The organism is Niveispirillum sp. KHB5.9, from assembly GCF_048066115.1.
Taxonomy (GTDB): Bacteria; Pseudomonadota; Alphaproteobacteria; order Azospirillales; family Azospirillaceae; genus Niveispirillum.
Window position 1 is genome coordinate 136,478 of sequence record NZ_JBLTYX010000001.1, and the last position, 18,912, is coordinate 155,389.

The window sequence follows — 18,912 nt, forward strand, 5'->3', positions numbered from 1 at the left end:
CATGGCTACCAATACGCTCCCGATCCCCGCCGTCCATTCCGCCGTCCCCGTCTACGCGGCCGGGACCCATGCCGGCTTCTGGAATGACCCGCTGCCGGACCCGGCGATCAATGACCATCGGGTGCTGATCAAGGCCGGGGACGGGACGTCCGTCACCTGCTGGCTGTCGGATGATGGCCAGGGGCCGCGCCTGCATTTCGACGGCTGGTCGGAGTTGCTGCACCTGGCCGAGGCCATGAAGCAGCGCGGCCGGCCCGATGTTCTGACCTTCCTGCCTGTGGGGGACACTTCATGCTGAAGGCTTCCGATTACGGCGCGGTGCCGTGCCCCGACCTGGGCGCCCGACCCGTCCTGACCTGGATCGCGTTGGACTTGCTCTGGGTAAACGAAGAGTATCAGCGGTCAATCTCATCCGATGGCCGGGCCAATATCGGCCGCATCATTGAAAAGTTCACCTGGTCCCGCTTCACGCCGCTGATGGTGGCCGAGTGTGAGGATGGGCGTTACGCGGTTATCGACGGCCAGCACCGGTTCATCGCGGCGCAGGCCCATGGTGGCATTCCCGAATTGCCATGCGCCGTCGTGGAAGCACCCGCCATCAACGATCAGGCCAGGAGCTTCCTGGCCATCAACAATGATCGTGTGCGGGCGACGTTCTTCCAGCTCCATCATGCCGGCGTGGCGGCGGGGGAGCCGGATGCCCTGCACCTCAACGATATCTGCCAGCAGGTAGGGGTGATCGTCCCCCGCAACAACCTTTCCAGCAAGGACTGGCAGGCCAAGCATCTCCGCTGCCCCGGCATGGTCCTTGAGCTGGCTCACCGCCATGGAGACAAGCCGGTCCTGGCCGCGCTCCGCGTCGCTGTTGCCGCTGCCAAGCGGCATGGCGAAGCGGCGCGGGGCAGCATCATCCGGGGGCTGGTTTCCCTCTTCGTGTCCGCACCGGATGCCGACGAAGCCCGCCTGGTGAAGGTGGTGGCCGATAGGCGTGGGGTCGAGTTCGAAGACGCGGCCCGGACCTATCGGAAGATGTTCGGGGGCAATGCCGGCACCGCACTCCAGGCCGCGATCGCGCGTGATTACAACAAGGGGCTGGCCACTGATCGGCGCATCCCCGAGCGGGCGGAGGGCTGATCATGGGTGACAAGACCGGCATCAACTGGACGGACGCCACCTGGAACCCCATCGTGGGGTGCAGCGTCCATAGTCCGGGGTGTAAGTTCTGCTATGCCATGCGTGAAGCCGCCCGGCTGGAACGGATGGGCGTGGAGAAGTACGCGAGCCTGACCCGGATCGTGAACGACAAGCCCGTGTTCAACGGCGTGGTCCGCCTGGTCCCCACGGCCCTGGACCAGCCGAGGCGCTGGCAGCGGCCCCGGCGCATCTTCGTCAATTCCATGTCGGACATCGCCCACCCCGCGTTGCGGCAGGGCGATTTCAACGCGGTGCTGCTCGCGATGGAGGAAGCGCCACACCATGTCTACCAGGTGCTGACGAAGCGCCCGGACGTGCTGCTGGAACGGCTCACGGCCTTCTTTCAGAGCGACCAGGCCGAACCGCTTTTCTCCCCGATCTGGTGGGGCGTGTCTGTGGAAGATCAGCGCCGGGCGGATGAAAGGCGGGAGGCGGCCGCCGCCCTGGCCGCGCAGGGCTACAAGGTTTGGGTGAGCTATGAACCGGCCATCGGGCTGGTGGAGTGGGAGGGTTGGGAATTCATTTCCGGCCTGGTCAGTGGCGGCGAAAGCGGGCCGGAAGCGCGGCCGTCACATCCAGACTGGCATCGCGAAGCCCGCGACTGGTGCGCCGAGCATTCCATTCCGTTCGACTTCAAGCAATGGGGCGAGTGGGCGCCCGGTGAATGCGCGCCAGGGCCGCAGAAGCGCACGGAACGGGCTGCTTGGCTGACAGACGATGAATGGTGGTTCAACGAAATCACGCCCAAGACAGGTGCGGAGATGCACTGCGACGACGGGCCTGACGTCTGGCGGTTCGGTAAGGGGGCATCCGGCCGGATGCTTGATGGCCAGGAGCATGACGGGTTCACGCAAGCCTGTAAGCCGAGAGCCTGACCATGGCCGACAGGGAGAAGCTGCGCGCCAAAATCCGGGCATTGCGCGCCAGGACGGTTGCCAATGGCTGCACCGAAGCCGAGGCTGCCGCGGCGGCCGATCTCGCCCTGCGCCTGATGCAACAGGCGGGGATTGATACGGATGAAGTGGACAAGCCCGATTGGGAAGAAGCCGGCGAGCCGACCCAGGGAAGGCGGGGTCCACAGGACGATGTCTACCGGATGGTTGCATATGTCTCTGGCTGCGCCCAATTCAGCGACCGCACGGGCGAGCGGCGGCGCATGGTCTATGTCGGTCGTGCGCCCTACCCCGAGGTGGCGGCCTACCTGCACCGGGTCTGCCATGGCGCGATGGAACGCGCACTACGCGATTTCCATGGGTCCGCTGCCTACAAGGCCAAGCGAAAGCCGCACACGCGCGCGGCCGCACGGCGGGCCTTCTTGGAAGCCATGGCGGAAAGGCTTAGCCGGACACTGCTGGGTCTGCACCAACAGCTTGGGCGGACGGGTCACAAGGCGCAGCTGGCGGAAGCCTGGGCGTACCGTGATCAATCCTATGCCCTGACTACGCCCCGCCACCAGGTCAAGAAGGCTGGGAAATCACAGCGCCTGGACAAGTTTCGGGACATGGGCGACCAGGCCGGTCGGAGCGTGAATGTCAATCTGGGGGTGCGGGGTGGTGGCGCGCCCTTGCCCGCGCTGATCCACCAGGCTGGGGAGGACTGACCCATGCCGGCCGCCCGCACCGATATCGACCTGGCGCGCGTGCTGACCATGCTGGCCGGCCCGCTGTCAACCCGGCAGCGGGACGAGTGCCGGCGGGTCATCGCCCGTTATGTGCTGGCGCCGGAGCGGCCCGGCATGAACGCCGAACAGGCGGAAGCGGCGTTGCTGTCGGCGGCGGCCACGCTGGCCGGGCATGGGTGGAGTGAGATCGATATTCGCGATGCGCTGAACGATGACCGTGCGTGCCTGGAACGAGCCGGCCGGCGGCGGGCGGGTGCGCGATGATGTTAACGCGACGCCTTTCCCCAAAGCTTCCAACCAATCATACCCGGCATGAAACGGCTGGCTTTGCCGTCCTGACGCGCCTTCAAGCGCGCCTCATCTTTGGTGATTTTTGTAATGCCGGGCGTGGCACGCCCTACTTGGTCGAGAAGGTTCTCTCGATATCTTTTCAAGGCGTACTGATCCCCTGGGTACAACGAACAGAAGGTTCCACGCGGTTCACGCCGGGAGCGCTCCTGAAGCCAGGCTTTATAGGATGCAAGAGTGCTGAGCAGCTGGAACAGCGGCCAAACAGTGTCCTTTCCAAGGACATAAAGCTGGTCGCGGCTGTGTGCCAAGGTATGAGGGATTTCAATTTCGAGCCAGTTATGAGGCAGGCTTGCGACCACACCAAGTTGAAGGTCTTCAAGATCCCGTATGGTGCGCTGAAGCCTATCAGCCTGGAACTGAACGCGAAGCAACTCCCGACTGGCGCTGAGCGAAATTGCGACCGCTCGCAGGTGACGATCTTCAGCAGCAGCCTTTTCGGCGGCACGCTGTTGAGAATGCGCAATCCACCACGCTGCACCGATGGACCCCAAGCCACCCGCAAACTGCGCCCAACCAGACCAGTCCCCCATCTCCATGTTCAACTCCGCCCGTATGATGCCGGGAGTAAAGCTGCCACCCCACAACCGGCTGTTCAACGCCCATCAGCAGCAGAAGCGCAGGTGCGTGTAGCCCCTGCTGTGGACGCCGTGCAGGGAATGGTAGGGCAGCAACGGGGGCATTTAGTCCCCCGGCGGCTGGGGCTTATCCGGTGGCGGCAGCTTAGACAGTTCGTACTGCAGCCAGCGGCGGCGCCTTTCAGTCCACGCCCTGTAGCCTTGACCGCCCGGCCCTGGCGGGTCTTCCAGCTCAACATGTGCGCCCAACGCCTTGCAACGGTCGCACCGCACCCGCTTTGCCAGCCGCTGAAGCGCCCACTCCGGCCCCAGCGCCGCAATGGCATCCGCCAGGGGCAGCCGGTTGCGATGACCGCAACCGGGCGTCAGGCACCACACGTCAAGGTGCGTGTAACCGCGCCGCTGGGCGGAGCCCATGGCTGTGTGCAGGTACAGGGGGAGCCATTCGTCATCGGTGTCCATGACCAGAACAGAAACAGAACATTCGACAGGAGTCGAGTCCTATGCCCAATGTAAACCGTACTCCCAAGAAGCCGGCCGACCCTGCCAAGGACGCCATCAAGGCTATCCAGACCCGGCGGCGCCAAATCCCGGAATTGGAGGATGAGGCGATCTGGCGTGACTTCCTGCGCGTGACCTCGGGCGGCGTGGATAGCCTGCGCGCCATGACCAGCAAGCAGCATGTCCAGGTCCTGGAAGAGCTGCTGCGGCGTGGTGCCACGAAGGGAGCTGGCCGGCGGACGCTGGCCGATGATCCGCAGTCCCGCAAGCTGCGCGCCCTGTGGCTCAACCTCTACCAAGCCGGCGAAATCCAGGACAGCAGCGAAAAGGCCCTGGCAGCCTGGTGCGGCCGGCAGCTGGGGCAGGTGGTGGCCGATCTTCGGTTCGTCCATGCAGCTGACAAGCACAAGCTGATCGAAGCGCTGAAGGGCTGGTGCCGCCGCGTTGACGTGGATGTCGAGCCATGACGTACCGGGCGGACGGCCACCAATTGTTTGATCCGGATGGGCGCCTGTTGCTGGGCGGCCCCGAGACGGAGATTGCCGCCTTTGCGGCCTGGCTGTCCGCCAACCCGCCGGCCGGAGAGGTGGCCCTGCGCCAGGCCCTGGCCGACCTGATAGAGGGCACCCGCGACTGCGGCTTCGCGCCCTATGTGCCGCTGTCGCAAGAAGCGGCGGACGATCTGGACGAGGCCCGCCGCGATCTGGCCGGCAGGCTGGCCAAACGGGCGCGGGATACGGCGCAAATGGACATGTTCGGAGGGCACCATGGTTGATGAGCGGAACCGCAACAGCCTGCCGATCCTGCCGGCCCCGTACCATCCTATCTCCCGCGTGATCGGCATCGCCAAGACGCTGCGCCTGGCGCGGGAGTTCGGGGGCGAGAAAGTGGAGTTCCCGGCGCGACCCCGGTCCGGATCGCGGTTGATGGAGGCCATCGGCGCCAAGGCCATCGCCCTGCTGCACCGCCAATATGGCCGGGACCGGGTGAAGCTGCCCACGGCCTGGCCGTATCTGAACCTGCTGGAAGCCCGGAAGCTGCGACGCCAGGGCCGGACCATGCGCGAGATCGCCCTGCGCCTGCGCATCGCCAGGTCAACGGCGGAGCATTACTGCACGGGTGTCGAGGTGGTTACCGCCCCCAAGAACGAGCGTGAAGTGGCCAAAGCCGCCCCGCTCCCCCTGTTCCCAGGGGCCTGATACCCCCGCTGGGAGGGGGTGCCACGGGGGGTAATCCCTACGCGCGCGGGCGTCCAGAATTGGCCATCCTGTTACCCGGATGGCCTTATGCTGCGCTCCATCGCCTATCTTCGTCACAGCATCGTCGCTCCCGCCCTGGCGGAAGTAGCTGACGTCGCGCGCCTGCCGCACTTCGCATCCGAGGCCGCCATTGACCTGGTCATGGCCACGGCGGCGGCCGAAAGCGAGTTTTCCGCCCTGCACCAGGTCGGCGGCGGCCCCGCCCTGGGTCTGTGGCAGATCGAGCCCCGCACCGCCCAGGATATTTGGGTGAACTATCTGGATCACCGGGTCGACTTGGCGAAGGCCGTCCGGCGCTTCTTGCACACCGGCTCCCGTGATCAGCAGCTTGCCAGCAACCTGGCCTATGGCGCCATCGCCTGCCGGGCCATCTATCTGCGCCGGCCCGAGCCGCTGCCGCGCCACGGCGACATCCCCGGCTACGCCGCCTTCTGGAAGGCCCATTACAACACTCCGCAGGGCAAGGGCGTCCCGGCGGAGTTCGAGGCGCGCTATGCGCGTCTGATCGCCCCCACTCTCAAATCGGAGTTCTGACATGCTGACGGGCGCCATTCTGCTTGTTCTGCTGGCCGTCCTCACCTATCTGGTGCTGGAACATGGCCGTTACTGGCAGCCGCCTAACCTCTGGCTTTGCCGGCTGACCGCCTATCCGGCGCTGGCTGTGGGCCTGATCCTGGCCGTGTTTCTGACCTTCACCGGCCAGGCACTGGCGGACGAAACCGTCACGGCCACCGCCGACCTGCGCCCGCTATGGGGCTATGGGGTCGAGCTGGTGTTCGTCATCCTGTCCGTCCTGGGCGGTTGGCTGTTTCGCCGCCTCTTCGCCCATCTGGGGCTTAAGGATGATGACCGTGTCCGTGGCTATCTGGATCAGGCATTCGCCCGCGCCCTGCAGTATGGGCTTGGGCTGGCCGTTGCCAAGGGGGCGGACTTGGCGGAAGTCCATGTGCGCAACCAGATGGTTGCCGATGCCGCGACCTATGTCAGCCAGACCGTTCCCGGCGCCTTGAAGCGCTTCGGCATCGACGCGGCCGGCCTGGAAATGCGCTTGCTGGCCCGTCTTCCCGAAGTGGCCGCGCGCGTGGACCAAGGCGGCAAGGATGCCGGCTGATATCGCCGACGATGCGCAGGCGGCCGAGGCACTGCACCTCAGGGCCGCCTTTTCGCACCGCCCAGCTTCGCACCCGTCCGGCCAAGCCGAGTGCGAAGACTGTGGCGAAGCCATTCCAGAGGCCCGACGCCGGGCCGTCCCCGACGCCGTCCGGTGCGTCTTCTGCCAGGCCCAGGTTGAAAGCCGGAGCGAGGGGCGATGATGGAAGAAGTGAAGGCCTATCTGCCGCTTTTCGTGTTCGTGGCGGTGCCGCTTTTCCAATGGCTGTTCAGCTTCCAGCTGGCCAGGCGAAGGGACGTCAAGGACCTGATCAAGGTCGAGCTGGAAAGCCGCGACAAGGCGATTGCCGCCCTGGGCGCGTCACAGGGCGAGTTGGCCAAGAAGCTGGGCGACCTGCATGTGCAGCAGGAAGTCATGCGCGAGCGGGTGGCGGCGTTACCGACCAAGGAAGAGCTGTCGCGGGTAACGGTCGAGTTGGCCGGGATCACGGGACATTTGCGGGGTGCGTTGGACCAGTTCGGGCGCGTCCAGGACGCCGTTGCGCGACATGACGATATCATCGCCGAGGCCGCACGGGCGGGCCGGCGGGTTCCGGGGGGTGAGTGATGGTTGAGCTGAACCAGCTGGCCGAGGAATGGTGGGAGCATCTGCGCACCGCGCTGCTGGTCGCGCTGGCCAGGGAGTGCAAGGACGGGCGCGGGCATGAAAGCCTGCTGACCGACCTGGTCAACGCGGTCTATATCGCCGCCGACCGCGACCAGGTGCGGACGGCCCTGCTGTGGCTGCATGAAAAGGCCCTTGTGGAGGCCGTTGTGGTTTCCGGGGCGATGGCGGCCAAGCTGACCGAGCGCGGCCGGGATACGGCCGAGGGTCGCCGCACGGTGGAAGGCGTCAAGCCCCCGTCCACCACTCGCACCAGCATGTCGGTGGAAGAGCTGCTGGCCGCCACCAAGTCGCTGAAGCCGATCTGACCATGGCCCATCCGCCCGAACTGAAGGACAAACTGCGCCGCGCCTATGTGCATGACCGCCTGTCGCTGGAAGCGGCGGCGGAGCGGCTGGAAATCGGTGTGGCCACTGCCCGCCGCTGGAAGGGCGCAGCCGAGGCGGGGGGCGACGATTGGGAACGGGCGCGGGCCGCGATCAGCATTTCATCGGCCGGTGCCGCCAACATCGCCAACATGCTGATCAGCGATTACCTGCCCCTGCACCAGGCCGTCATTGAAGGGTTGCGGAACGACGACAAGACGCCCGCCCTGGAGAAGGCCGAGGCGCTGTCCCGCCTGGCGGACGCAGCGACCAAGACTATGGCGGCCCTGGCCAAGGCCACCCCGGCGCTGAACAAGCAAGCGGTGGCAGGCGAGGTGCTGGAACTGCTGGCCAAGTTCATCGGTGACCGACATCCCGACATGCTGGCACCCTTCGCCAACGTGCTGGCGCCGTTCTCCACCTTCCTGTCGAAGGAGCTGGGGCGGTGACGGTGGGTGACTATCGCGTCAAGCTGCGGCCGGCCGGCTTCACCGGTTCCGACCTGGCCAAGGAAATGGCAGCGCTGGCGGTCGAGCTGCGCAAGCGCATTGAGGCCGAAGTCACCGGTCTGGATGAAAGCAAGGCTGCGATTGAGGCCAGGCGCAAGCGAGCCTTGGCCGACGACGGCTTCGAGTATTTCTGCCGGACCTACTTTCCACATTATGTGAAGTCAGCCAGCGCATCACGGCTGCACAAGCACCTGTTCAAACGCCTGCCCGAGGTCGTATCCACACCCAAGGGAGGTGCCAGAGAGGGCGTGATCGCGCCCCGTGGCGAGGCGAAATCCACCTTCTGCAGCCAGTTATTCCCCATCTGGAACGTCGCCCGGAAGGGCTACAAAGGTCCCGGCCGGAAGGCCCGCCGGGACAAGAACTATATCATCATCGTCATGGATGTGTTCGCCCAGGCGTGCGGCATGGTGGAGGCCATCAAGGCCGAGCTGGAGTCAAACCCGCGCCTGAAGCTGGACTTTCCCGAGATGTGCGGTGCCGGCCCGGTCTGGCGCGAAGGCGAGATGATCACTGTCAACGGGGTGAAGATCGAAGGCGTCGGCGCCGGCCAGAAGCTGCGCGGCCGGCGCCATGGGCCGCACCGCCCGGACCTGGTCATCCTGGACGATATCGAGAATGACGAGGCCGTCCGCAGCCCGGATCAGCGCGACAAGCTGGACAAGTGGGTGGACAAGGCCGTGCTGAACCTGGGTGCCGCCGACGGGTCCATGGACGTGATCTATGTCGGCACTGTCCTGCATTATGACAGCGTCCTGGTCCGCAAGGCCCGCAACGTCCTGTGGCGGTTCATGCGGCTGAAATCCATCCTGCGCTGGCCTGATCGGATGGACCTGTGGCAGCGCTGGGAAGAGATCATCCGGTCGGCGGATGGCACGGACGAGGATGACAAGGCCCGCGCGCTGGAAGAGGCCGAGGACTTCTACCAAGCGCACCAGGTCGCCATGGAAGCCGGCGCCGAAGTGTCCTGGCCGGAAGTGCGCCCCCTGAAGATGCTGATGACGCTGCGCATCCAGATCGGCGAGGCGGCGTTCAATTCGGAACAGCAGAACGACCCCATGGACGAGGATGGGGCGCCGTTTCGCAAGCTGACCTTCTGGGTCAACCGCCTGCCGGAATGGACCTTCATCGGCGCCCTGGACCCGTCCCTGGGCAAGCAGAACAAGGCGCGCGATCCAAGCGCCATCCTGGTGGGTGGGGTGAACCGGGAAACCGGGATCTTGGATGTGGTGGAAGCGTCCATTGCGAGGCGCCTGCCGGACCTGATCATTGAGGAAGTCATCCGCTTCCAGACGGAATATCGGTGCACCCTATGGTCAGTCGAGACGATCCAGTTCCAGGCCTTCCTGCATAGCGAGCTGATCAAGCGGTCGGTGGAACGCGGCACCCCGGTACCCGCCCAGGCGGTCACCCCGAATACCGACAAGAGCCTGCGCATCATGGGGCTACAGCCCTATGTCGCGGCCGGTGTCATCCGTGTCCATGCCAGTCAGACGGTGCTGTTGCAGCAGCTGCAAAACTGGCCGATGGCGGACCATGATGACGGGCCGGACTGCCTGGAAATGCTGTGGCAGCTGGCGCAGCAGGTGCAGTCGGGCAGTGCGCCGCTGCTGGGCGGAACGCGCCTGTTGATCAGCCACCAGATAGGGTTTGCCAGCCCCGATATCGGCACGCCCGATGATCCCGGCTTGGACGGAACTGCTGAGAGTTGGCACCGCCAGTTGGGCGGGTTCCTGCATTGATGGAGGTGACCTTGGACGATTGCTGCCCCTTCTGCCAGGCGATCTGGACCCCCGAAGAGATCGACATGGATTGCTGCTTCGCGTGCGGGTTCTCACACCATCATGAAGACGAAGTTGATTGGGATGGCGAAGATGATCACTCCTGACCTGGCCGAGATTGCCGGCATTGCCGGCGGGCGTGACGTTACGCGCGGTTACATCCCGGCGCAGTCCCTGGACCCGCAAGACAGGGTGCTGCTGGCCAAGGGTGGGGATTACCTCACCTATGAATGGGTGATGCAGGATGACCAGGTCAAAAGCTGCTTCCAGCAGCGGCGCCTGGCCGTGATCGCCAAGGAATGGGAGGTATTGCCAGGGGGTACGCGGGCCATCGACAAGAAGGCGGCCGACAGCCTGCGGGCGCAGATCGCGGCGTTGGAGTGGGACCGCATCACCGACAAGATGGCCTATGGCCTGTTCTACGGCTTCGCGGTGGGCGAAGTCATGTGGAAGCGGGACGGCGCCGAAATCGTGATGGACGACATTCTGGTGCGCAAGCAGCGGCGCTTTCGGTTCGATGACCAGAAGCGGTTGCGGCTGCGGCTGCCGTCCGCCCCGTATGACGGTGACCTGGTGCCGGAGCGCAAGTTCTGGACCTACGCGGCCGGGGCCGACAATGATGACGATCCGTATGGCCTGGGTCTGGCGCACTGGCTCTATTGGCCGGTGTTCTTCAAGCGCAATGGCATCCAGTTCTGGCTGAGGCTGCTGGAGAAGTTCGGCGCGCCCACGGTCAAGGGTGAGTATCCCGCCGGCACCAGCAAGGAAGACCAGGCCACGCTGCTGCGGGCCGCACAGGCGGTGGCCAGCTCAACGGCGGTGGTGGTTCAGCAGGGTTCCACCCTGAGCCTGCTTGAGGCGACCAGGTCGGGGGCTGTTGACAATGCAACGCTGCACCAGGCGATGGACAAGGCGATTGCCAAGATCATCCTGTCGCAGACCATGACCACGGATGATGGCGCCTCACTGAGCCAGGCGCAGGTTCATGCTGGCGTCAAGGACACCGTCACGGATGCCGATAGCGACATGCTGTGCGGCAGCTTCAACCGGGGGCCGGCCGTCTGGTTGACCGAATGGAACTACCCCGGCGCCAAGCCGCCCAAGCTGTGGCGCACACAGGAAGGGCCGGACCTGAAGGCGCTGGCGGAGCGGGACGAGGCCATCTGCAAGCTGGGGTATGAACCCACGGAGAAGCATATCCGCGACACGTATGGCGATGGCTGGGTGCGGCGTGCCAAGCCGCCCGCACAGGAGCCGGCCGCCCTGCCGCCGCCCGGCGCCAAGCCGCCGGCCGACTTCGCGGAAGGCGAGCCCGACGCGGTGGCCGAGCTGGCGGAGCAACTGGCGGGCCTGGCCGACGCGAAGGTTGCCGACCTGGTGGGCAAGGTGCGCCTGGCGCTGGACAAGGTGGAGCGGGTGGAAGACCTGCCGGGGGTGCTGCTGGCCATGTATCCCGACCTGGACGTGAGCGACCTGGCGCAGCTGCTGGGCGATGCGCTGATCACGGCCGAGCTGACCGGACGGGCGGAGGTGGCGGGCGATGTCGGTTTCTAGCTTGGTCAGTGCCACCAGCCTGCCATTCCAGGAGGCGCAGGATTACTTCAGGGCCAAGGTCAACGTGCCCACGGCGCGTTGGACCGACCTGAAGGGCGCCATGCATGCGCGGGCCTTCACGGTCGCGGGGGCGGTGAAGGACGAGCTGCTGTCCGACTTCCGGTCCACCATCCAGCGGGTGGTTGATGGCGAGCTGACCCTTGAAGCGTTCCGGAAGGATTTCGACCGGATCGTGGCGGCCCATGGCTGGAGCTACAAGGGCAGCCGGGGATGGCGGACCAAGGTCATTTACGAGACGAACCTGCGCACCGCCCACCAGGCCGGCCGGTACAAGCAGATGACCGACCCGGATGTTCTGCGTTACCGGCCCTGGTGGCAGTACCAGCATTCCGACCTGGTGCAGCACCCCCGTGAACAGCACCTGGCCTGGGACGGCAAGGTCTGGCGCCATGACGATCCGGTCTGGGACAAGATCTATCCGCCCAACGGCTGGGGCTGCCAGTGCAGCGTCATCGCCCTGTCCGACCGGCAGATGAAGGCCCTGGGCAAGGACGGCCCCGACCCGTCACCCGACCTGCCAACGGTCACGCGGACGGTCAACGCGGCCGAAGGCAAGGTGGCGGTGGAAGTACCGGCCGGGGTTGATCCGGGCTGGGATTACAACGTGGGCGAGGCGGCCTGGGGCCGGGCGGAACAGCGGCGCGTGATCATTGATGATCCGGCGCAGCGGTGGGAAAGCCTGCCGGGCTTCGCCCCACCGCCTGCCCAGCCGCTGCCGCCCATCCCCGTGGACGATCCCGTTGCGCCCCTACGGCCGATGCCGCCCGTGGGAGACGAGCCGGCCCTGCGCGACTTCGTGCGCGAGCTGCTGGGCGGTGATGAAGGCCGCATGACCGATCCGCTGGGCACCGATGTCCTGCTGACCCAGGCGCTGGCGGACCATGTGCTGGAAGACCCGGACAAGCGCTGGACGGCCAGGCTGTCCTATTGGAGCCTCATTCCCGAGATCATCGCCGACCCGGCCGAAATCTGGATCGAGTTCCAGCGCAACGCGGGTACCGGCCGCGTGGGCCTGGTGCGGCGCTATGTGAAGCTGCTGCGCATCGGCAAGACGCGGACCATTCCCGTGGTGCTGACCGCGCAGAAGGGCATGTGGGAGGGGCTGACGACATTCGTCGGCGACGCGTCCTATGTGAAGAACCTGCGCCGGGGCCTGATGCTGTATCGTCGGGGGGACGTGGTTTGATTGGGGGGTCGGGCATCCGGACAGGCCCGCCTGCTCAACACCCGGCCAATGGCGTCCGGTCCGACCGGGTGTCTGCACCCGGAATATAGGTCAGATGGGCCGCCGTGAAAAGAGGGCCGCTGGATGGGGCGGACCTGCGGCGGCACCCACCCATGCCGGGCCACCCCCAGACCGCGTTACCACCCCCGTTACCGGAGCCCGACGGGGGTACTCCGCCCCTCTGCCACGGGGGGTAAGTTCGGCCCCCTCATCCAGGTGAAGATCGAACCCTGAACAGAGGGTTCCGATCACATGTCCACCAAGCCCATCGAAATCTTCCGCGCCGGTACGCACACCGCCACCAACGGGACGGTGCTGGATGTGTCGGTTGCCGACCTGGCCGACATTGTCGCTGTCTATGATCCGGCCAAGCACGAAGCGCCGCTGGTGATCGGCCACCCGAAGATGGACCATCCGGCGTATGGCTGGGTCGCGGGGCTGCGGGTCGAGGGTGACCTCCTGGTTGCCGATGCCCACCAGCTGGATGCCGCGTTTGCCGACGCGGTGGATGCCAAGCGCTACAAGAAGGTTTCCGCGTCGTTCTTCCTGCCCGGTGGCAAGGGCAACCCCACGCCCGGCAAGCTGCACCTGAAGCATGTGGGCTTCCTTGGCGCGGTGCCGCCGGCAGTGAAGGGCCTGCGCCAGGTCAGTTTCGCCGACGGTGATGAAGGCACGGTGGAATTCTCCGATTGGGGCGACCGTGCCGCCGCCCGCCTGTTTCGCCAGCTGCGCGAATGGCTGATCGGCAAGTTCGGTGTGGAAGAGGCCGACAAGGCGCTGAACAGCTGGGACCTGGACACCGTCGCCGAAGCCGCCGTGACGCCGGCACCCGCCAGCTTTGCCGATCCGACGCCCTCGCCCGAGGAAGTGGCCCGCCTGGCCGAGATTGCCCGCCGTGAAGCCGAGCTGGACCGCCGCACGGCCGAGTTTGCAGAGCGCGACCGGGAAGCCCGCCTGGCCGACCACGGCACCTTCCTGGACAAGCTGATCGGTGAAGGCCGGGTACTGCCGAAGGAGCGGGAAGACCTGCTGTCCTTCATGTCCACGCTGGACGAGGCCGGCACCGTCAGCTTCGCCGATGGCGCTGATAAGCCGGCCGGCGATGTGTTCCGGGCCTTCGCGGCGGTCGTCGGTCCCCGCGTGCCCATGGGCGAGATCGCCACGGGCGAGACCGTGGATTTCGCGGACGAGAAATCCATCACCAAGGCGGCCGACGCCATGGTCACGGCAGCCGCTGAACGCGGCGACACCCTGACCTTTGCGCAGGCCGTCAGTCAGCTGAACAAGGGGGTTGTGCCGTGAAGGGCATCGTCAAGAGTTACAAGGCCGGCGGCGCCGTCGGCCAGTACCGCATCGTGAAGTTCGGTGCCGACGACAAGACCATCGTCCAGGCTGCTGCCACGGGCGACGGTCAGATCGGCATCTGCTGCCAGCCCGGCGGCAGCACCATCGGCCAGCGTGTGGACGTCACCCGTACCGGCATCGAAGACGTCGAGTATGGCGGCAACGTCACGCGCGGCGACCTGCTGACGTCCGACGCCAACGGCAAGGCCGTTGCCGTGACCCGCCACACCCATGTCGAAAGCGGCGGCACCACGGCCGCCGCCAGCAACGTCCGCGTCATCGGCACGGCCGAGCTGTCCGGCGCTGCCGGCGATATCGGTCAGGTGCTGCTGGCGCCCGGCGCCGCTTAACCCCGTCTTCACCCCGCAGAAGGAAGCCGCCAATGTCCGGCGCCCCGTTTGTCGTCAGTCCCGCCCAGGTGGCGGTATCGGTCAAGTTCAGGAACCCCGCCGTCACCCTGATCGCGGATGAGGTTCTGCCGCGCGTTACGGTCAATGTGAAGGAATTCAAGTACAAGAAGTACGACCTGGCGCAGGGCCTGACCGTCCCCAACACCTTCGTCGGTCGCCGAGGCCAGCCGGGCGAGGTCGAGTTCACGGCCACCGAGCTGACCGACAGTGCCGAGGATTACGGCCTGGACGATCCGGTGCCGCAGGACGATATCGACCAGGCCAAGGCGGCCGTGTCGAATGGCGGCATCGCGCATGACCCGATCCTGGACGCCACCGAGTTCCTGACCGACCTGATCCTGCTGGACCGGGAGGTGCGCACCGCCGGCATGGTCTTCAACGCCGGCACCTATGGCAGCGACAACAAAATCCAGCTGTCGGGCACCGACCAGTTCGACCATCCGGACAGCGATGCGCTGGGCATCCTGACTGAAGGGCTGGAAAAGGTGATGATCTTCCGGCCCAACACGCTGGTGATCGGCCAATCCGCCTGGACGAAGCTGCGGACCAATCCCAGCATGCTGGCCGCGCTTCAGCCCAATGTGGCCGCCCCCAAGGGCATCCTGACCAAGGAACAGGTCGCGGAGCTGCTGGAGATCGAACGCGTTATCGTCGGCAGCGGCTGGGTCAACAATGCCCGCAAGGGACAGACGGTCGCGCCCACGCGTGTGTGGGGCGGCCACTGCGCCCTGCTGCACATCAACAAGCAGGCCAATGCCCAGCGCGGCATCACCTTCGGCATCACCGCCCAGTATGGCAGCCGCATCGCCGGTTCCATGGCTGACAGCAAGATCGGCCTGCGCGGTGGCCAGCGTGTCCGCGTCGGCGAAACCGTCCGGGAGAAGATCATTGCGTCCGAGCTTGGCTACTTCATCCAGGATGCCATCTGATGCCCCGCGCCATCGTCCTGACCCCCCTTCGCCACGACGGCCGCCGGTACCAGCCCGGCGACACCGTCGAACTTTCAACCGCTGCCGCCACTCGTCTCGCTGCTACCGGCACCATCTCCGACATCATGCCGGACGAAGCGGTGCCTGTCGGGGTCGTCGCCCCCGGCCCGTCTGACCTGGGCCTGGCGCTGGACCTGGTCGCGGACGTATTCGGCTTCGACAGCGTCCAGGAACTGTGCACGACGCTGGAAGCCTATATCGAGTTCCGGAATTCCAGAGGGGCGGCGGGTATTCATACCGCACCGGCGGCGGCCGGGAAGCCCCAGGGCGAGGGCGCGGAAGCGTCGAGGCAGGATGCGCCCGGCGCGAAAACCGGCCCTGTGACCGGTGCCGACGGGGATGACCCGGCGGGCGGGAAGCAGGACGCCCCGGATGCGGGGGCCGCCGCCCCCGCCTCTGCCACGACGCCCCGTAAGGTTGCGGCCAAGAAGGCCGGAGCCTGACCATGGGTTACGCCACCCTGAGCGACCTGGAGCGGCGTTTCGGCCTGCCGGAGCTGTTGCGGTTTTGCGACCGCGACCGCGACGGTGTGCCGGACGCGGAGACCGTCGCCCAGCTGCTGGCGGATGCCGACAGCGAGATCAATTCGTACCTGGCCGGGCGTTATGCCCTGCCGCTGGCCGAACCGTTTGATCCGCTGCTGACGGCCATTGCCTGCAACCTGGTGCGCCTGGCCTATCAGGGTGGCGGGTCCGAGACGCAGAGCCCGGCCGAGACGGCCGCCAAGCTGGCGCGGCAGCAGCTGAAGGACCTGGCCGACGGCCGGGCCGTGCTGGCCGGTACCGGCACGGCCGGGCAGCCGGCGCAGGGGGGCGAGGCGCAGTTCGTGGCGCCGGAGCCCGTCTTCACGCCGCACGCCATGGCGGGGTGGCTGCCATGAGTGGCGTTACTCTGACGGTTGACGATGCCGAGGTGATGGAGGCGTTGGCGCGGTTCCAGGCGGCCAGCGGTAACCTGGTGCCGGTGTACAAGAACATCGGCGAAGAGCTGACGCAGTCCACCATGGGCCGCTTCCGCGCCGGCAAGGGGCCGGATGGCAAGGCCTGGACGCCGCTGTCGCGGCGGACGGTGGAGGCCAAGCGCAAGGCCGGCCATTCCAACGCCATCCTGGTCATGCGGGGCTATCTGTCCGGCACCATCCGGTACCAGGTGGACGCGGACGGGGTCCAGGTCGGTACCGACCGGCCCTATGGCGCGATCCACCAGTTCGGCGGAGATATCCAGATCCCGGCCCGCCAGCAGGAGGCGCATGTCAGTGTCCGGACCGAGCCCCTGAAAGGCACGCGGACCGGCAAGGATGGCAAGCAAAAGGCCTGGACGCTGGCGGCCGGCACGTTGCAGTTCCGCCGCCGCAAGGATGCCGGCAAGGCCGGGGTGAGCGCGCGGACCCTGACCATCGGCGACCACACGGTCACGATCCCGGGCCGGCCCTATCTGGGGCTGTCGGTCGGTGACCAGGCCGCTGCCCTGGACATCATCGCCGACCATCTGACGATGGCCGTGCCGCAGCTGGAGGTAACGACGTGAGCGGTCCCGATCACGACGAAGAACAGGTGGAAACCGTTCGCTCGCTGGTCGGGCGGACGATCCATGGCGCGACCATCGTCTTCGGGCGATGGACCGGCAAACCGCATCTGGTGCTCGACTTCGACAACGGTGAACGGGTTCGGATCGAGGGCGATAGCGGCCTGGAAGATGACAGCGTCTGGATTTGGCGCGTCGACGCTGGAGATGGCGATGCTGTCTGAGATCGTCCAGCGCCAGAAGGACCTATGCCCAGCCCTGAAGGATGTGCAGGGGCTGGCGGCGCTATCGCAGCTGCGCGGCGATCCGCCGGAACACCTGTTGCCCGCCGCCTACGTCGTGCTCTTGGACGAGCTGGCCGGCGACAGCGGGATCACGGGCGGGGTGCAGCAGCTGGTGCAGCTGCGTTTCGGCATCGTCCTGATCGTGTCCGGCCTAGTCGATGACCTGGGCACCGGGGCGGTCGGCGCGCTGACCGAGGTGCGACGCCAGGAGCGCGCGGCCCTTCTGGGCTGGGCGCCCGAGGGTGCCCAGGAAGGCCTGAGTTTCGACCGGGGCGAGCTGATGGCCGTGACGGCCGGGACGCTGCGCTGGATGGACATCTTTCAAACCACGACGATCTACAGGAGCTGACATGGAAGGCGGTTCGTACAAGCGCAAGCGCGGCGAAGAGCTGAAGCGGATCGGCGGCACCGAGCCGCATCCGGACGGGTCGCGGGCACGGGAGGCCGATGGCACCCCGTTGAACGGGCGCGTCCCGCCGCCGCCCGCCGCCGAGGCGGAGCCCGTCCCGGTGGAGGCGGCCGAGACGGCCGCGCCGGGCGAAACCACGAATGAGGCGGCCACGGCTGCCACCACCGACAAGGGCGGGGCCAACAAGCGCCCGCCCCGCAAGCAGGAGTAACCCGCGATGGCCGGTCCTTATACCTGGAAAGAAAAGCTGATGATCGCCAAGGTCGAAACGACCTATGGCACGGACGCGGCACCCACCGCCATGGCCAACGCGATCAAGACGCTGAACGGCCAGATCACGCCGGTGGAAGGCGATGAAGTGACCCTGGACGTGGATTATCCCGGCCTGGGTGCCCCGGAAGCGCGCATGGCCGGTGAGCATGTTAGCGGCAGCTTCGACGTCGCCCTGTGCGGCGCCGGCACGGCTGGTGCAGTGCCCAGCTGGGGGCCGGTCATCCGGGCCTGCGGTTTTGCCGAGGTGGCGACCGAGGATGAGGATTGCACCTACACGCCCATCCAGACTGGCCACGAAAGCGTGACGCTGTATGTCTATCTCAAAGGGGCGCTGCATAAGTGCCTGGGCGTGCGCGGCAAGCTGTCCATCAAGGGCACGACCAAGAACTGGCTGCTGGCCACGATCAACTTCAAGGGTTTGCTGGTACCGGTGACCGCTGCGTCCGGCACCCTGCCGGCCGCGAGTTTCGAAGAAATCGGCGAGCTGATCGTGTCCGATGCCAACGCCAATTTCACCCTGGATGGCTTCACGGCCGTGATGTCCGAATTCAATCTGGACATGGGGAACGACCCGGTGGGTTCGTTCCTGGTGGGTGCGGAAAGCATCAACCTGCCGGACCCGGTGCCGACCGGCAGCGCCACCTTCCTTGATCCCGGCGTGGGGACCAAGAATTTCTTCGCGTTGGCCAAGGCCGGCACGAAGGTCGCCCTGGACCTGACCCATGGCACCACGGCCGGCAATATCGTCCAGATCGCCGGCGCGGCCGTGCAGCTGGGGCCGAAGCCCAGCTATGTCGAGGTGGACCAAATGCGCGGCATCAACATGCCCCTGCGCTTCACCCGGCACGCGTCCGGCCCGCTGACCATCACCGTCAAGTAACCCTCCAACCCCAGATCAGGAGTTCAAGAA

At 66.3% G+C, this 18,912-nt stretch carries 28 protein-coding genes; 27 read left to right on the top strand and 1 reads right to left on the bottom strand.

Going from position 1 to position 18,912, the window contains the following annotated elements; genetic code table 11:
• Position 1: 1 nt before the first annotated feature.
• The 5 genes from ACM9HJ_RS00570 to ACM9HJ_RS00590 are packed head-to-tail and all read left to right on the top strand — an operon-like array spanning position 2 to position 3,079.
• Positions 2 to 298 carry a hypothetical protein gene (locus ACM9HJ_RS00570; protein WP_416569716.1) on the top strand — a complete coding sequence of 99 codons (297 nt, stop codon included), beginning with the start codon at positions 2 to 4 and terminating at the stop codon, positions 296 to 298.
• Positions 292 to 1,134, top strand: a complete 843-nt coding sequence (locus ACM9HJ_RS00575) for a DUF6551 family protein (RefSeq protein ID WP_416569717.1) — start codon at positions 292 to 294, stop codon at positions 1,132 to 1,134. Before ACM9HJ_RS00570 ends, ACM9HJ_RS00575 begins: the two co-directional genes overlap by 7 nt.
• Before the next feature lie 2 nt (positions 1,135 to 1,136).
• On the top strand, positions 1,137 to 2,069 hold the full coding sequence (locus ACM9HJ_RS00580) for a DUF5131 family protein (protein WP_416569718.1): 933 nt from the start codon (positions 1,137 to 1,139) through the stop codon (positions 2,067 to 2,069).
• Positions 2,070 to 2,071: 2 nt separating this feature from the next.
• Positions 2,072 to 2,794, top strand: a complete 723-nt coding sequence (locus ACM9HJ_RS00585) for a DUF2786 domain-containing protein (protein ID WP_416569719.1) — start codon at positions 2,072 to 2,074, stop codon at positions 2,792 to 2,794.
• Between the two features lie 3 nt (positions 2,795 to 2,797).
• Positions 2,798 to 3,079: a hypothetical protein gene (locus tag ACM9HJ_RS00590; protein WP_416569720.1), complete on the top strand. Its 282-nt coding sequence runs from the start codon at positions 2,798 to 2,800 to the stop codon at positions 3,077 to 3,079.
• 2 nt (positions 3,080 to 3,081) lie between these two features.
• Here ACM9HJ_RS00590 and ACM9HJ_RS00595 read toward each other — a convergent pair whose 3' ends face one another.
• Positions 3,082 to 3,702 (bottom strand): hypothetical protein, encoded by a 621-nt coding sequence (locus ACM9HJ_RS00595; protein ID WP_416569721.1) that lies wholly within the window; start codon positions 3,700 to 3,702, stop codon positions 3,082 to 3,084.
• A gap of 542 nt (positions 3,703 to 4,244) precedes the next feature.
• On the opposite strand from ACM9HJ_RS00595, the gene ACM9HJ_RS00600 reads away from it, so the two are divergent.
• From ACM9HJ_RS00600 to ACM9HJ_RS00705, 22 genes are all read left to right on the top strand, one after another.
• Positions 4,245 to 4,709, top strand: coding sequence for a regulatory protein GemA (locus tag ACM9HJ_RS00600; protein ID WP_416569722.1), 465 nt, complete (start codon positions 4,245 to 4,247; stop codon positions 4,707 to 4,709).
• Positions 4,706 to 5,017: a hypothetical protein gene (locus ACM9HJ_RS00605; RefSeq protein ID WP_416569723.1), complete on the top strand. Its 312-nt coding sequence runs from the start codon at positions 4,706 to 4,708 to the stop codon at positions 5,015 to 5,017. Before ACM9HJ_RS00600 ends, ACM9HJ_RS00605 begins: the two co-directional genes overlap by 4 nt.
• Positions 5,010 to 5,441 carry a hypothetical protein gene (locus ACM9HJ_RS00610; protein WP_416569724.1) on the top strand — a complete coding sequence of 144 codons (432 nt, stop codon included), beginning with the start codon at positions 5,010 to 5,012 and terminating at the stop codon, positions 5,439 to 5,441. Before ACM9HJ_RS00605 ends, ACM9HJ_RS00610 begins: the two co-directional genes overlap by 8 nt.
• An 87-nt stretch (positions 5,442 to 5,528) precedes the next feature.
• Entirely contained in the window at positions 5,529 to 6,035 is a 507-nt protein-coding gene (locus ACM9HJ_RS00615; RefSeq protein ID WP_416569725.1) for a hypothetical protein, read from the top strand.
• Between the two features lies 1 nt (position 6,036).
• Complete coding sequence (locus tag ACM9HJ_RS00620; protein WP_416569726.1) at positions 6,037 to 6,612, top strand: hypothetical protein; 576 nt, start codon at positions 6,037 to 6,039, stop codon at positions 6,610 to 6,612.
• Positions 6,602 to 6,814, top strand: a complete 213-nt coding sequence (locus ACM9HJ_RS00625; RefSeq protein ID WP_416569727.1) for a TraR/DksA C4-type zinc finger protein — start codon at positions 6,602 to 6,604, stop codon at positions 6,812 to 6,814. The genes ACM9HJ_RS00620 and ACM9HJ_RS00625 overlap by 11 nt, the downstream gene beginning before the upstream one ends.
• On the top strand, positions 6,811 to 7,218 hold the full coding sequence (locus ACM9HJ_RS00630; protein ID WP_416569728.1) for a hypothetical protein: 408 nt from the start codon (positions 6,811 to 6,813) through the stop codon (positions 7,216 to 7,218). Before ACM9HJ_RS00625 ends, ACM9HJ_RS00630 begins: the two co-directional genes overlap by 4 nt.
• Positions 7,218 to 7,583, top strand: a complete 366-nt coding sequence (locus ACM9HJ_RS00635; protein ID WP_416569729.1) for a hypothetical protein — start codon at positions 7,218 to 7,220, stop codon at positions 7,581 to 7,583. The genes ACM9HJ_RS00630 and ACM9HJ_RS00635 overlap by 1 nt, the downstream gene beginning before the upstream one ends.
• A gap of 2 nt (positions 7,584 to 7,585) precedes the next feature.
• Positions 7,586 to 8,089: a DUF1804 family protein gene (locus ACM9HJ_RS00640; protein ID WP_416569730.1), complete on the top strand. Its 504-nt coding sequence runs from the start codon at positions 7,586 to 7,588 to the stop codon at positions 8,087 to 8,089.
• Positions 8,086 to 9,891, top strand: a complete 1,806-nt coding sequence (gene terL / locus ACM9HJ_RS00645; protein WP_416569731.1) for a phage terminase large subunit — start codon at positions 8,086 to 8,088, stop codon at positions 9,889 to 9,891. The genes ACM9HJ_RS00640 and terL overlap by 4 nt, the downstream gene beginning before the upstream one ends.
• Positions 9,892 to 10,023: 132 nt before the next feature.
• On the top strand, positions 10,024 to 11,484 hold the full coding sequence (locus ACM9HJ_RS00650; protein WP_416569732.1) for a DUF935 domain-containing protein: 1,461 nt from the start codon (positions 10,024 to 10,026) through the stop codon (positions 11,482 to 11,484).
• Complete coding sequence (locus tag ACM9HJ_RS00655; RefSeq protein ID WP_416569733.1) at positions 11,471 to 12,730, top strand: PBECR2 nuclease fold domain-containing protein; 1,260 nt, start codon at positions 11,471 to 11,473, stop codon at positions 12,728 to 12,730. Before ACM9HJ_RS00650 ends, ACM9HJ_RS00655 begins: the two co-directional genes overlap by 14 nt.
• A 291-nt stretch (positions 12,731 to 13,021) precedes the next feature.
• The gene (locus ACM9HJ_RS00660; RefSeq protein ID WP_416569734.1) at positions 13,022 to 14,071 is read left to right on the top strand and encodes a hypothetical protein; all 1,050 of its coding nucleotides are present in this window, start codon (positions 13,022 to 13,024) and stop codon (positions 14,069 to 14,071) included.
• On the top strand, positions 14,068 to 14,463 hold the full coding sequence (locus ACM9HJ_RS00665) for a DUF2190 domain-containing protein (protein WP_416569735.1): 396 nt from the start codon (positions 14,068 to 14,070) through the stop codon (positions 14,461 to 14,463). Before ACM9HJ_RS00660 ends, ACM9HJ_RS00665 begins: the two co-directional genes overlap by 4 nt.
• Before the next feature lie 32 nt (positions 14,464 to 14,495).
• Positions 14,496 to 15,452, top strand: a complete 957-nt coding sequence (locus tag ACM9HJ_RS00670) for a phage capsid protein (RefSeq protein WP_416569736.1) — start codon at positions 14,496 to 14,498, stop codon at positions 15,450 to 15,452.
• Positions 15,452 to 15,955 carry a hypothetical protein gene (locus ACM9HJ_RS00675; RefSeq protein WP_416569737.1) on the top strand — a complete coding sequence of 168 codons (504 nt, stop codon included), beginning with the start codon at positions 15,452 to 15,454 and terminating at the stop codon, positions 15,953 to 15,955. Before ACM9HJ_RS00670 ends, ACM9HJ_RS00675 begins: the two co-directional genes overlap by 1 nt.
• A 2-nt stretch (positions 15,956 to 15,957) precedes the next feature.
• Entirely contained in the window at positions 15,958 to 16,392 is a 435-nt protein-coding gene (locus ACM9HJ_RS00680) for a gp436 family protein (RefSeq protein WP_416569738.1), read from the top strand.
• Positions 16,389 to 17,039 (top strand): phage virion morphogenesis protein, encoded by a 651-nt coding sequence (locus tag ACM9HJ_RS00685; protein WP_416569739.1) that lies wholly within the window; start codon positions 16,389 to 16,391, stop codon positions 17,037 to 17,039. Before ACM9HJ_RS00680 ends, ACM9HJ_RS00685 begins: the two co-directional genes overlap by 4 nt.
• Positions 17,036 to 17,260, top strand: coding sequence for a hypothetical protein (locus tag ACM9HJ_RS00690; RefSeq protein WP_416569740.1), 225 nt, complete (start codon positions 17,036 to 17,038; stop codon positions 17,258 to 17,260). Before ACM9HJ_RS00685 ends, ACM9HJ_RS00690 begins: the two co-directional genes overlap by 4 nt.
• On the top strand, positions 17,250 to 17,669 hold the full coding sequence (locus ACM9HJ_RS00695; protein WP_416569741.1) for a hypothetical protein: 420 nt from the start codon (positions 17,250 to 17,252) through the stop codon (positions 17,667 to 17,669). Before ACM9HJ_RS00690 ends, ACM9HJ_RS00695 begins: the two co-directional genes overlap by 11 nt.
• Before the next feature lies 1 nt (position 17,670).
• Positions 17,671 to 17,940, top strand: coding sequence for a hypothetical protein (locus tag ACM9HJ_RS00700; protein WP_416569742.1), 270 nt, complete (start codon positions 17,671 to 17,673; stop codon positions 17,938 to 17,940).
• 6 nt (positions 17,941 to 17,946) lie between these two features.
• Positions 17,947 to 18,882 (top strand): phage tail tube protein, encoded by a 936-nt coding sequence (locus tag ACM9HJ_RS00705; RefSeq protein WP_416569743.1) that lies wholly within the window; start codon positions 17,947 to 17,949, stop codon positions 18,880 to 18,882.
• Positions 18,883 to 18,912: the final 30 nt, after the last annotated feature.